The sequence below is a fragment of the Microbulbifer sp. genome (genome assembly GCF_051659245.1).
GTDB lineage: Bacteria > Pseudomonadota > Gammaproteobacteria > Pseudomonadales > Cellvibrionaceae > Microbulbifer.
Map to the genome: position 1 here is coordinate 1 of NZ_JBOFOC010000058.1, position 11,134 is coordinate 11,134.

Genomic DNA, 11,134 nt, shown 5'->3' on the forward strand with positions numbered 1-11,134 from the left:
CAACAGCCTCATCGGCAAACGTTTCCCGAACGGCCCCCGGCACCAGGGCCTTTGTGTCGGGCTGCGGCATTCTTCGCCCTGATAGTTTGCTCCCCTCTCCCGCTTGCGGGGGAGGGGCTGGGGGAGGGGGCCTGGCCCAGTGGCGGCCCCGGTGCCGGTGGCCGTTCGCTCAACAGCCTCATCGGCAAACGTTTCCCGAACGGCCCCCGGCGCCAGGGACTTCGCATCGAGTTGCGGCATTCTTTTCCGAACTGGTAGAGCGGATAAGTGCCGAGCACATCCGCATAGGCTTGGCGCTTATCCACCTACAATTGTCCCGAGTCCCGAGTCCCGGGCCAGCCACTGGCACCCCCCCATCGCGCTGCGGTAGAATGCGCGCCGCTTTAAACACAGTCCGGAATCCGAGAGTCCATGGAAATCAATCCCCTCCTCAATCAACTGAAAGACCTCGAAGAGCGCACCGACGTTCTCAGGGGGTATCTTTGACTACGCCAGCAAGAAAGAGCGCCTGACCGAGGTCGAACTGGAGCTGGCTGAGCCCAGTGTCTGGGACAACCCCGACCGCGCCCAGGAACTCGGCCGAGAGCGCTCCTCCCTGGAGACTGTGGTAAAGACCATTGAGAGTCTCGATTCCGGCATTTCCGACTGCCGTGAACTGCTGGAAATGGCGGTGGAGGAAGGGGACGAGGACTCGGTGGTCGAGGTCTCGTCGGAGATCGAGGGCCTGCAGCAGCAGTTGGGCATTCTCGAATTCCGCCGTATGTTTTCCGGCGAGATGGATGCCAACAACGCCTATTTGGATATCCAGGCCGGCTCCGGCGGCACCGAGGCTCAGGACTGGGCGGAGATGCTGCTGCGCATGTACTTGCGCTGGGGCGAGGCCCACGGCTTCAAGACCACCCTGGAAGAGGTTTCCGCGGGGGAGGTGGCCGGTATCAAGAGTGCCACCGTTCATTTCGTGGGCGACCACGCCTTCGGCTGGCTGCGCACTGAGACCGGTGTGCACCGTCTGGTGCGCAAGTCGCCGTTCGATTCCGGCAACCGCCGCCACACGTCCTTCTCCTCCGTATTCGTATCGCCGGAGATCGACGACAATATCGAGATCGAGGTGGACAAGTCCCAGGTGCGCGAGGATACCTACCGCGCTTCCGGCGCCGGCGGCCAGCACGTGAACAAGACGGACTCCGCGGTGCGCCTGACCCATATCGAATCCGGCATTGTGGTTGCCTGCCAGAGCGAGCGCTCCCAGCACCAGAACCGCGACAAGGCCTGGAAAATGTTGCGCGCCAGACTGTACGAGCAGGAGATGCTCAAGCGCACCGCGGAAAAGCAGGCGATGGAGGAGAGCAAGGCGGATATCGGTTGGGGCAGCCAGATCCGCTCCTACGTGCTGGATGACCAGCGCATCAAGGATCTGCGCACCGGAGTGCAGACCAGCAACTGCCAGACGGTTCTGGACGGCGACCTGGACCAGTTTATCGAAGCGAGTTTAAAAGCGGGCCTGTAACCTGGGAGCGCCGAGCTCCAGCTCGGCATGCGGGCCGGAGGCCCGTCCCTCTCCCCCAGCCCCTCTCCCGCAAGCGGGAGAGGGGAGCAACCACAAAGACGCAATCGACAAATCATCATGACCGATACCCAGCAAGACGAAAACAAACTGATCGCCGAACGCCGCGCCAAGCTGTCCTCGCTGCGCGAAAAGGGCAACGCTTTTCCGAACGCTTTTCGCCGCGAAAACCTGGCGGCGGATCTGCAGAATGAGTTCGGCGGAAAAACCAAGGAAGAGCTGGAAGCACTGGGCAAGAGCGCCTGCGTGGCCGGACGCATCCTCGCCAAGCGCGGGCCCTTTATGGTGATCCAGGACGTATCCGGGCGCATCCAGTTATATGCGGACAAGGCTGCGCAGAAGGATATCAAGGAGCGCTTCGGAGCCTGGGATATCGGCGATATCGTCGGCGTGCAGGGCGCACTGCACAAGTCCGGCAAGGGCGATCTCTACGTGACCTGCGAGGAGTACACCCTGCTCACCAAGGCCCTGCGCCCGCTGCCGGAGAAGTTCCACGGCATTGCCGACCAGGAGCTGCGCTACCGCCAGCGCTATGTGGACCTGATTGCCACGCCGGAGTCCCGCGAGGTTTTCCGCATCCGCTCGCGGGTGATCGACTATATCCGCCGCTTCCTGAACGGCCACGATTTTATGGAAGTGGAGACGCCGATGCTGCAGGTGATCCCCGGCGGTGCCACCGCACGGCCGTTTATCACCCACCACAATGCACTGGATATCGATATGTACCTGCGCGTGGCGCCGGAGCTGTACCTGAAGCGCCTGGTGGTGGGCGGCTTTGAGCGGGTCTACGAGATCAACCGCAACTTCCGCAACGAGGGCCTGTCCACCCGGCACAATCCCGAGTTCACCATGCTCGAGTTCTACCAGGCCTATGCGGACTACAACGACCTGATGGACCTGACCGAGGAGATGCTGCGCGGCATCTGCTCCGAAGTGCTGGGCACGACGACGATCGAGTACCAGGGCAGCAGCTACGACTTTGCCAAGCCGTTTGCACGCCTGTCGGTGTTCGATTCCATCCTGCGCTACAACCCCGGCCTCAGCCACTCCGACATCGACAATCTGGAAAGCGCCCGCGCGGTGGCGGAAAAACTGGAAATCCCGCTGAAAGACAGCTGGGGTCTGGGCAAGGTGCAGATAGAGATTTTCGAGAAGACCGTCGAGCACCGCCTGGACCAGCCGACCTTTATCACCGAGTATCCCACCGAGGTGTCGCCGCTGGCGCGGCGCAACGATGAAAACCACTTCGTCACCGACCGCTTCGAGTTCTTCGTCGGCGGCCGCGAGATCGCCAACGGCTTCTCAGAGCTGAACGACGCCGAGGACCAGGCCGAACGCTTCCGCGCCCAGATGGCGGAAAAGGACGCCGGCGACGACGAGGCCATGCACTACGACGCCGACTATATCCGCGCCCTGGAATACGGTATGCCGCCCACAGCGGGGGAGGGCATCGGTATCGACCGCCTGGTCATGCTGCTGACAGACTCGCCGTCGATCCGCGATGTGTTGCTGTTTCCGCATATGCGCCCGGAAACCACTGCGGAATAATCGTATCGTCTATTACCCGGCCCCAGTAATTGGGGCCGATCCCACCGATCTCTTGCCTAGATATCTTTCTTGCTTCCACCGCAGATGAATGTGAACGGATCGCCAATCTGGTCCAGGCTTTCTGTGCTGCCGGTTGCACTCTGCAACAGTGTCGAAACGGAATAAATCTCCTCTTATTCTGGGTATTAAAATTTCACTCTGACCCGAATTTATTTTTTTCATATGGGTGGGCGATTTAGGTATTATTGGACGCAAATCATTGGGGTTGTTACCGGCATTTGTGGGAGCTTTTATTTTCCGCCTGCGATATCCGGTCAGTTTCCAAAGCCAATATTCCGCTGCCGGAAAAACTTTTGTAACAATGAGGAGAGGGATGTTCTATGTTTGTCAACAGCGAGGAATTCAATGAGCCGACCAGCCGCCAGTGGGCCATGGGAGCGGATACCCGCCCTAAAAATGCACTGGTGGACGGGCGCGGCAGAGTTCTGGCCTATTCCCAGACCGGTGGCATGATTTCCCCCGCCCGGCACGAGCTGCACAGGGGCACAATTCTGTACCGTTTTGCCAGCGGCAGTGCCGAGCTTTCCAAGGCGGTGACCGGGGGTTGGTGGGTGGCCAAAGCTGAATTCGAGCAGCTCACCCGCTTTGCCCAGGCCCACGGCGTACATGTGGCCATGGCTGCGCGACACCTGTGCTGTGTGCCGCCGGAGTGGAGCGATATGGGCTTGCTGATGCGCGTCCGGGTACAGGACCCTCTGCTGGCATATCGTGGCCTGGGCAATCGGGTGGTAGTGCCGAAAGATGACGGCTATGGTCCCGTACGCATGGAGCCGCACAACAATCTCGCTTCGCGGCGCCTGTACCAGCTGTTTATTCCCGGTTTGCAGGAGCGCGCCGATAGGACGCCGGAGCGGGTATTGCCGGGGGCGCTGCTGGTGGAGCGCACATGGAAACTGGATTCGGCGGATACCAATCGCGGTTGGATCTACGTACCGGGGCTCTTTGACGAACAGGATTAATGGAGCTGGCGGCCGGTGGAATTTATCTGTCGCCAGCCGCCCCTTACCCCTGAACCCCCAGCGGCCCGCTGGGCACATAGATGGTTTCAGTACTACTGCTCCCTTCGCGCTGTATTTCCACCGGTACCGTTTTTCCGGGGTCCACGCGGTATATCTGTGAACGCAGATCACCGGCGTGGAAGACGCGCTCGCCGTTGTAGGAAACAATCTTGTCCCCGGGTCGCAGGCCGCTATCCGCCGCTGGCGTGTCCGGTACGATATTGCTTATCTGCAGTTCCTGGCCCCCGCCATTGACCTCCAGGTAGAGTTCGAACTCCTGTGGGTTCAGCTCGTGTTCGAGCATTTTGCGCGGGTTGCTGTAGATCTCCAGTTTCTCGCGCAGGGCGTTTGCCTCCGCGGTGGATTTGTCGTCCAGATGGCGGTACTCGTAGGTCAACTGCATGTGTTCGTACTGGAACCGCTCCTGCTTGTCGAGAATGAATTCGGCCCGGTCCGGGTTGATGCCCGCGTCGATCAGGCGCTGGCGCTGCATCTGGCGATACTTGCGGTAGCGCTCCTGACGGGAGTCATGGGGAGTGTGGGGAGGTTCCTCATGTCCCACTGTGGCGGCGGTGCGGGTCTCCATGCCTTCCGGTTCTCCCTGTTCCATCTGCCTCCTGAGGTCCTCCACCAGGTCGAACAGGCGGGTCTGGATCTGAACGGAGTCCCGCAGGGAATCCTCCAGTTTTTTCACCCGGTCTTCCAGGTTGTCGCCGGAGCTGAACAGCTGTGCCAGGCGACCGTTGCCGCCGTTGCTCTCTGCCCGATTCCAGCCGATAGAGTAGGCGCCGAAGGCCAGTAGGGTACCGAGGGTGAATAACGTAACAGGTTTTCCCAGTTTCATAGCGCTAGTCCAGGATAATCAGGTGATTGGGCAGTTTGTTTTTGATCTCGCTGACCGGAGCGACCTCCTGCAACAGCTCCCCGCACTTTTCCACGCAGTGCACAAAAGCCTCTGCGGTTTTGCCGCGCTTGATCTCGCGAATGAAGTTTTCCACGATTTCACTCCAGCTTTCGTTGGTGATCCGCTCGGCCAGCCCGCGGTCGGTGAGGATTTCCACATAGTGCTCCGCTTCGGCGACGAAGATTAACAGCCCCAGGTGCCCGCGTGTACTGTGCAGTTCCTGCTCCAGGAACTGGCGCCGCGCCAGGTTGGCGGCCCGCCAGTATTTCACTTTTTTCGGCACCAGCCGCATGGTCAGCGGGCGCCAGCGGAACAGCACCGCCAGGGCGATAAACAGCAGCCACTGCAGGGTGAAGGCCTCGCGGTAATCCAGCCACCAGGGCAGGAACTGCACCAGCGGCGCCAGCAACAGGGAAAGGAAGGCGGCCCAGAGGGTGGAGATATACAGGTAGTTGTCCGCCTCTCGCGCGAGTACCGTGACCACTTCCGCGTCGGTGCGCGATTCCACCTCCCTGATCGCTTCGGCGACTTTGCGCCGCTGCGGGCCTTCCAGCATCACCATCCTCCCGAGGCACCCCCGCCGCCGAAACCACCTCCACCACCGCTGAAGCCGACGCCACCGCCGATGCCACCACCGCCAAATCCGCCGCCGCCATAGTAGCCGCCGTAGCGGCCCCGGCGATATCCCCGGCTGGCGGCGGATGCTCCCAGTACCGAAGTGCCGAACAGCTGCAGCATCACCAACAGCAGGAACAGGCCCACCAACACCGCCAGACGCCGGTCGCCGCCGGTCTCGGTGGGCTCGGGCACGTACTCATTCTGGATCGCGGAGATAATGGACTCCACGCCCGCGGTGACACCGCCGTCGAAATCGCCGCTTTTGAATTTCGGCAATATCTTGGTGTGCATGATATTCGCGGAGAGAGCGTCCGTCAGCGCCCCCTCCAGGCCGTAGCCCACCTCGATACGCACCGCGCGCTCGTCGGGTGCGACGATCAGCAGAACCCCGCTGTCCCGTCCCTTCTCGTCGATCTTCCACTGGCGCCCCAACTGGTAGCCATACTCCTCGATGGTGAGCCCCTGGAGGTCGGGCACTGTGACCACCACCAGCTGATTGCCGGTCTTCTTTTCGTGCTGCTGCATCAATTCGGTGAGCTGGAAGGCGGCGTCCCGGCTGAGGATACCAGCCTTGTCCACTACCCGGCCGGAGAGCAGCGGGAATTGGGTTGCCGCCAACACCCCGGCCGCACAGAGCAGCGCGAGCAGGAGGAGGGCGATCTGGCTGCTGCGCTCGATCATCGCGTTACCGGAAGCCCGCTTCCAGTGCCTTCCCGGCGTATTCACTGGCGGTCTGGACGGTCTCGCGCAGGGGCATGTCCCGGTAGAGGACCGCGTGCCAGATACGCCCGAGGAAGGTGTGTATCTCCCGGTTGTAGCGCTCCACGGCGGCGATATAATCCCGCCGGGCCACGCTATTGATGCCACAGCCGCTGAGCCCCAGGGCCTGGAGGCCGAACAGGGCGCCCAGCAAGGCCCGGCGGCCGGCGGTGAATATTGAACGCATACCGGATACCCGTATTTTGTCCCGAGACCCCAAGAATAGCTGGCTCCTGGATACAGTGGCGCCAGCCTATAGGAAGCTGTAATGGCATTAAAAGCGACTATCTTCAAAGCCCGGCTGCAGGTTGCCGATATGGATCGGGACTACTACGGCGAACACCAGCTGACCCTGGCACGCCACCCCTCGGAGACCGACGAGCGGATGATGGTGCGCCTGCTGGCCTTCGCCCACAATGCCGCGGACGGCCTGGAATTCACCCGCGGCCTGTCCTCCGACGATGAGGCGGACCTGTGGCTGAGGAACCTCAGTGGTGAAATCGACCTGTGGGTCGAGGTGGGTCTGCCGGCGGAAGAGCGTCTGCGCAAGGCCAGCGGCCGCGCCGCGCGGGTATTGGTGTACAGTTACGGGCGCCGCACCGCGCCGATCTGGTGGCAAAAACAGCGGGATGCGCTGGCGCGCTTCGACAATTTGCGTGTCTACCACCTGCCGGCGGATGCCTGCGAACAGATCGCGGCGATGGCGGCGCGCAATATGGAACTGAATGTGACCATACAGGATGGCCAGCTCTGGCTCAGTTCCGATACACAGAGCGTGGAAGTCACCCCGGAAATTTGGAAATAGGAAACGGAGAATAATATGCCTTCCTTCGACATAGTGTCCGAAGTGGACAAGCACCAGCTTACCAACGCCGTGGACCAGGTAAACCGCACGGTGACCAACCGCTTCGACTTCAAGGGGGTGGACGCCCAGGTGGAGATGAACGATTTTTCCCTGGTGGTGCGCGCCGAGGCGGATATCCAGGTGGACCAGATGGTGGACATGCTGCGCGGGGCGCTGGTCAAGTGCGATATCGATCCGCTGGCCATGGAGGTGGGGGAGAAGGAGCAGTCCGGCAAGCAGGTGAAGGTGGCGATCACTCTGAAAAACGGCCTGGACAAGGAACTGTCAAAAAAGATCGTCAAAATGATCAAGGACGAAAAACTCAAGGTGCAGGCGGCGATCCAGGGCGACCAGGTGCGTGTCACCGGCAAGAAGCGCGACGACCTGCAGCAGGTGATGACCATGCTGCGGGGAAAGGAACTGGATCAGCCCCTGCAATTCAATAACTTTCGCGACTGATCACTGGAATCCTTTTGCTTAGAAATCTTCTGCTGGCTGGCCTGCTGACATTGCTGCCATCCTTCGTATCGGCGGCTTCCGTGTACCCCGCGCAATTGCTGGCAAGCTACTGGCTGAACGACAGCGCCGGCCTGGATATTTCCGGGCTGAGCTTTTGCAGCGGCGAACTGCTGGCGGTATCCGACAAGAACTCCGCGGAAATCTATGCCCTGGACTTGGCCGGGCAGGGCGCCGCGCTGGCTTCCCGCACCCGCCTGCAAGGCCTGGACGTGCCGGACGGGGAAGCGGCGGGCCTCATGGCGGCGTTACTGGATCTGGTCCGCGACGGCCAGGCGATGGATTTCGAGGGCATCAGCTGCGACGGCGATACCGCCTACCTGCTGAGCGAGCGCTACAACCGCCTCGCGCGGCTGGAGGCCAATGGTTCGGTTGCCTGGCTGCCGTACCGCTGGGCCGCGGAGGCGCGCGAGCGCGGTTACCTGCAGAAGGCCAACGCCGCCGGCGAGGGACTGGTAAAAGCCGGCGACGATTTCTGGGTCGCCATGGAGCGGGAACCCCGGGGCCTGGTGCGACTGCGCGCCGACACCGCACCGGCAATCTTTTCCATTCCCCCGGTGGCCGGCCTGGATTTCCGGAATCGCTCCGAGGACCTCACCGGCCTCGCCTACCACGACGGTGCGCTCTTCACCCTGGAGCGCAACGCCTTCGCCGTATGCCGGCGCTCCCTGGAAACCCTGCGCGCGCAGTGGTGCATCGACTACCGGGCGATCGAAGAGGCCCCGCAATTCGTCTACCGGGAAACCCGCTACGGCAAGGGAGAGGGACTGGCAGTGGACGCCAGTGGCATCTACGTGGTGCTGGACAATAACAACGTCGCCCGCGCCGCCGACCCGAACGACCGCCGCGCGCTGCTGCTGCACCTGGCATCCCCCCCCGGGAACGCGGAGCTCCAGCTCCGCAAGCGGGCCGAAGGCCCGCCTTTATGAGGTGAAACTTTGGCTAGCCAACAACTGATAACCCTCCTCAAAGAAGTCCGCCACTGCCGCCTCTGCGAAGACCAGCTCCCCCTTGGCCCCAACCCGGTAGTGCGCGCCGCAAAATCCGCGCGCCTGCTGATCGTCGGCCAGGCGCCGGGCACCCGCGTGCACGCCACCGGCACCCCCTGGAACGACCCCTCCGGCGACCGCCTGCGGGAATGGCTGGCGATGGACCGGGAGACCTTCTACGACGAATCCCACATCGCCATTATTCCCATGGGCTTCTGCTACCCCGGCCGCGGCAAGGGCGGTGACCTGCCGCCGCGCCCGGAGTGCGCGCCCGCCTGGCACGGGAAACTGCTGGAACAGCTGCCGAATTTGCAACTCACTTTGCTGATAGGGCAGTATGCACAGCGTTACTATCTGCCCCACTGGTACGGGAGCATTACGGAAAACGTGCGTCACTTTCGCGATGCCCTGCCTTCGGGCTATTTACCGCTGCCCCATCCCAGCCCCCGCAACACCCTATGGCTGCGCCAGCGCCCCTGGTTCGAAGAAGAGGTGGTGCCCGAGCTGCGCCGACGGGTGAAAAAGGCACTGCGTTAACTCCCCTCTCCCGCTTGCGGGAGAGGGGCCGGGGGAGAGGGGAATGCCTCCCCTGGGAACGCCGAGCTGTACCTTTGGAGCGCTGAGGGCTCCAGCTCGGCAATCGGGCCGCAGGCCCGACGGCGCCAAATACAGTTCAAAGGAAAAAACATGCAGGTCCCCGAAAATATAAAAATCCACCCCTCCTGGTACGCCGTCCTGCAAGACGAATTCGAAAAGCCCTATATGGAACAGCTGCGCCAGTTCCTGCGAAAGGAAAAGGCCGCGGGCAAGATCGTCTATCCGCCGGGCCCGCAGATTTTCAACGCCTTCAACTCCACCCCATTCGAAGAGGTCAAAGTAGTGATACTGGGCCAGGACCCGTATCACGGCCCCGGCCAGGCCCACGGCCTCTGTTTCTCGGTAAAACCCGGCGTACCCGTACCGCCCTCGCTGCAAAATATCTTCAAGGAATTGCAATCCGACCTGGGGATCGACTCACCCGATCACGGCTGCCTGCAGCCCTGGGCGGAACAGGGCGTGCTGCTGCTGAATGCCACACTCACGGTGGAGCGGGGCAGGGCGGGTTCACACCAGGGGCGCGGCTGGGAGCACTTTACCGATGCCGCCATTCACAAACTGGCGGAGAAACGAGAGGGCCTGGTGTTTATCCTGTGGGGCAGCTACGCGCAGAAGAAGGGCGCTTTTATCGATAGCAACAAACACCGGGTGTTCCGCGCCCCACATCCCTCGCCACTGTCCGCCCACCGCGGCTTCTTCGGCACCCGCCCCTTCTCCCAGGCCAATGACTATCTGCTGAGCAATAGCAGGGAGCCCATCGACTGGGCGCTGCCGGTGGCGGAGGAGTTGGATCATGTGGCGATAGAAGTGTGAAGCTGTAGCAGTCAATCGTTCGTAATGACGATGACGTTACGCACTGCTATGATGTTTTGAACATCCGCGAGGGCGCGTCCATGACCACATCCGCCAAACGGGACACACTCAACCTGCGTATCAAGCCGGAGGAGCGGAGCCTGATCGACCGCGCCGCCAAGGCCAAAGGCAAGAGTCGCACGGCCTTCATACTGGACGCGGTCCGGGCCTCGGCGGAGGAGGTACTGCTGGACCAGACCTTTATCCTGGCCGATCCGGACGCCTACAAAGCGTTTGTGGAACGGCTGGACCGCCCGGCTCAACCCAACGAGAGACTGCGCAAAACCCTGCAGACAAAGCCGCCCTGGGAAGAGCAGTGATCACAGGCCCCGAGCCACTGACAGCGCACCATCTGCTGGACGCCTTCGACTCGGGAGTCCCGAATCTGGATCAATGGCTCAGGAAGCGCGCCCTGAACAACCAGAAAAGCGGCGCTTCGCGCACCTTCGTGGTCGCTGATGAACAACGGGTGCTCGCCTACTACGCCCTGACTTCCAGTGCCGTTGCCGCAAACACCGCCCCGGGCAGATTCCGGCGCAATATGCCCGATCCGGTGCCAATGGTTGTTTTGGGGCGCCTAGCCGTGGACGTTTCCCAGCAGGGAAAGGGCTGGGGCAGGGCACTGGTAAGGGATGCGGCTCTGCGGGTGCTTCAGGCGGCGGAAGCCATCGGCATACGCGGCTTGATCGTACACGCAATTTCAGGAGAGGCCAGGGCCTTTTACCTGGCCGTCGGTTTTGACCCCTCACCGCTGGACCCCATGCTGCTAATGATCACGCTGAAAGACCTGCAAGCGGCACTTTAGCGGCTCATGGGGTAGCGCAGTACCTTGTTGCGCCATCGGCAACCCTGCCTTAGGCTAAGCGGCTGTTTGAGAAAAACGTC

14 protein-coding genes are annotated in these 11,134 nt (G+C 61.8%); 10 read left to right on the top strand and 4 right to left on the bottom strand.

Annotation, left to right across the window (positions count from 1 at the left end):
• The first annotated feature begins 411 nt into the window (after nucleotides 1–411).
• The 3 genes from prfB (at nucleotide 412) to ACRC0P_RS05615 (ending at nucleotide 4,131) form a co-directional block, all read left to right on the top strand.
• A protein-coding gene (prfB, locus tag ACRC0P_RS05605) for a peptide chain release factor 2 (protein ID WP_438628799.1) occupies nucleotides 412–1,507 on the top strand; the annotation gives its coding sequence in 2 pieces (ribosomal slippage) (nucleotides 412–483 and nucleotides 485–1,507; 1,095 coding nt in all).
• Nucleotides 1,508–1,624: 117 nt separating this feature from the next.
• The gene (gene lysS / locus ACRC0P_RS05610; protein ID WP_438628800.1) at nucleotides 1,625–3,112 is read left to right on the top strand and encodes a lysine--tRNA ligase; all 1,488 of its coding nucleotides are present in this window, start codon (nucleotides 1,625–1,627) and stop codon (nucleotides 3,110–3,112) included.
• A gap of 380 nt (nucleotides 3,113–3,492) precedes the next feature.
• Complete coding sequence (locus ACRC0P_RS05615; protein WP_438628801.1) at nucleotides 3,493–4,131, top strand: hypothetical protein; 639 nt, start codon at nucleotides 3,493–3,495, stop codon at nucleotides 4,129–4,131.
• Between the two features lie 43 nt (nucleotides 4,132–4,174).
• On the opposite strand, the gene ACRC0P_RS05620 is transcribed toward ACRC0P_RS05615, so the two are convergent.
• Genes ACRC0P_RS05620 through ACRC0P_RS05635 form a run of 4 tightly spaced genes read right to left on the bottom strand, consistent with a single transcriptional unit; the run spans nucleotide 4,175 to nucleotide 6,638 of the window.
• On the bottom strand, nucleotides 4,175–5,014 hold the full coding sequence (locus ACRC0P_RS05620) for a PDZ domain-containing protein (RefSeq protein WP_438628802.1): 840 nt from the start codon (nucleotides 5,012–5,014) through the stop codon (nucleotides 4,175–4,177).
• Between the two features lie 4 nt (nucleotides 5,015–5,018).
• Complete coding sequence (locus ACRC0P_RS05625; protein ID WP_438628803.1) at nucleotides 5,019–5,630, bottom strand: TPM domain-containing protein; 612 nt, start codon at nucleotides 5,628–5,630, stop codon at nucleotides 5,019–5,021.
• A complete protein-coding gene (locus tag ACRC0P_RS05630) occupies nucleotides 5,630–6,373 on the bottom strand; it encodes a TPM domain-containing protein (protein ID WP_438628804.1) in 744 nt (247 codons plus the stop codon). Before ACRC0P_RS05630 ends, ACRC0P_RS05625 begins: the two co-directional genes overlap by 1 nt.
• 4 nt (nucleotides 6,374–6,377) lie before the next feature.
• On the bottom strand, nucleotides 6,378–6,638 hold the full coding sequence (locus ACRC0P_RS05635; protein WP_438628805.1) for a hypothetical protein: 261 nt from the start codon (nucleotides 6,636–6,638) through the stop codon (nucleotides 6,378–6,380).
• An 81-nt stretch (nucleotides 6,639–6,719) separates the two neighbouring features.
• Between ACRC0P_RS05635 and ACRC0P_RS05640 the strand changes: the two genes are divergently transcribed.
• The 7 genes from ACRC0P_RS05640 to ACRC0P_RS05670 all read left to right on the top strand — a co-directional run bounded on the left by ACRC0P_RS05640 (nucleotide 6,720) and on the right by ACRC0P_RS05670 (nucleotide 11,054).
• Entirely contained in the window at nucleotides 6,720–7,256 is a 537-nt protein-coding gene (locus tag ACRC0P_RS05640) for a YaeQ family protein (protein WP_438628806.1), read from the top strand.
• A gap of 15 nt (nucleotides 7,257–7,271) precedes the next feature.
• Entirely contained in the window at nucleotides 7,272–7,754 is a 483-nt protein-coding gene (locus ACRC0P_RS05645; RefSeq protein ID WP_438628807.1) for a YajQ family cyclic di-GMP-binding protein, read from the top strand.
• A 14-nt stretch (nucleotides 7,755–7,768) separates the two neighbouring features.
• Nucleotides 7,769–8,740, top strand: coding sequence for an esterase-like activity of phytase family protein (locus ACRC0P_RS05650; protein ID WP_438628808.1), 972 nt, complete (start codon nucleotides 7,769–7,771; stop codon nucleotides 8,738–8,740).
• A gap of 9 nt (nucleotides 8,741–8,749) precedes the next feature.
• Nucleotides 8,750–9,337 (top strand): uracil-DNA glycosylase family protein, encoded by a 588-nt coding sequence (locus tag ACRC0P_RS05655; protein ID WP_438628809.1) that lies wholly within the window; start codon nucleotides 8,750–8,752, stop codon nucleotides 9,335–9,337.
• 150 nt (nucleotides 9,338–9,487) lie between these two features.
• Nucleotides 9,488–10,210, top strand: a complete 723-nt coding sequence (ung, locus tag ACRC0P_RS05660; protein WP_438628810.1) for a uracil-DNA glycosylase — start codon at nucleotides 9,488–9,490, stop codon at nucleotides 10,208–10,210.
• Nucleotides 10,211–10,290: 80 nt separating this feature from the next.
• Nucleotides 10,291–10,569 (top strand): DUF1778 domain-containing protein, encoded by a 279-nt coding sequence (locus ACRC0P_RS05665; RefSeq protein WP_438628811.1) that lies wholly within the window; start codon nucleotides 10,291–10,293, stop codon nucleotides 10,567–10,569.
• Nucleotides 10,566–11,054: a GNAT family N-acetyltransferase gene (locus ACRC0P_RS05670; RefSeq protein WP_438628812.1), complete on the top strand. Its 489-nt coding sequence runs from the start codon at nucleotides 10,566–10,568 to the stop codon at nucleotides 11,052–11,054. Before ACRC0P_RS05665 ends, ACRC0P_RS05670 begins: the two co-directional genes overlap by 4 nt.
• The last annotated feature ends 80 nt before the right edge of the window (nucleotides 11,055–11,134 follow it).

Bases quoted from the DNA above. Each gene is read 5' to 3' on its own strand.
- ACRC0P_RS05630 (WP_438628804.1), bottom strand. From the start codon at position 6,373: ATGATCGAGCGCAGCAGCCAGATCGCCCTCCTCCTGCTCGCGCTGCTC.
- ACRC0P_RS05665 (WP_438628811.1), top strand. From the start codon at position 10,291: ATGACCACATCCGCCAAACGGGACACACTCAACCTGCGTATCAAGCCG.
- ACRC0P_RS05640 (WP_438628806.1), top strand. From the start codon at position 6,720: ATGGCATTAAAAGCGACTATCTTCAAAGCCCGGCTGCAGGTTGCCGAT.
- ACRC0P_RS05620 (WP_438628802.1), bottom strand. From the start codon at position 5,014: ATGAAACTGGGAAAACCTGTTACGTTATTCACCCTCGGTACCCTACTG.
- ACRC0P_RS05645 (WP_438628807.1), top strand. From the start codon at position 7,272: ATGCCTTCCTTCGACATAGTGTCCGAAGTGGACAAGCACCAGCTTACC.
- ACRC0P_RS05635 (WP_438628805.1), bottom strand. From the start codon at position 6,638: ATGCGTTCAATATTCACCGCCGGCCGCCGGGCCTTGCTGGGCGCCCTG.
- ung (WP_438628810.1), top strand. From the start codon at position 9,488: ATGCAGGTCCCCGAAAATATAAAAATCCACCCCTCCTGGTACGCCGTC.
- ACRC0P_RS05625 (WP_438628803.1), bottom strand. From the start codon at position 5,630: ATGCTGGAAGGCCCGCAGCGGCGCAAAGTCGCCGAAGCGATCAGGGAG.
- lysS (WP_438628800.1), top strand. From the start codon at position 1,625: ATGACCGATACCCAGCAAGACGAAAACAAACTGATCGCCGAACGCCGC.
- ACRC0P_RS05615 (WP_438628801.1), top strand. From the start codon at position 3,493: ATGTTTGTCAACAGCGAGGAATTCAATGAGCCGACCAGCCGCCAGTGG.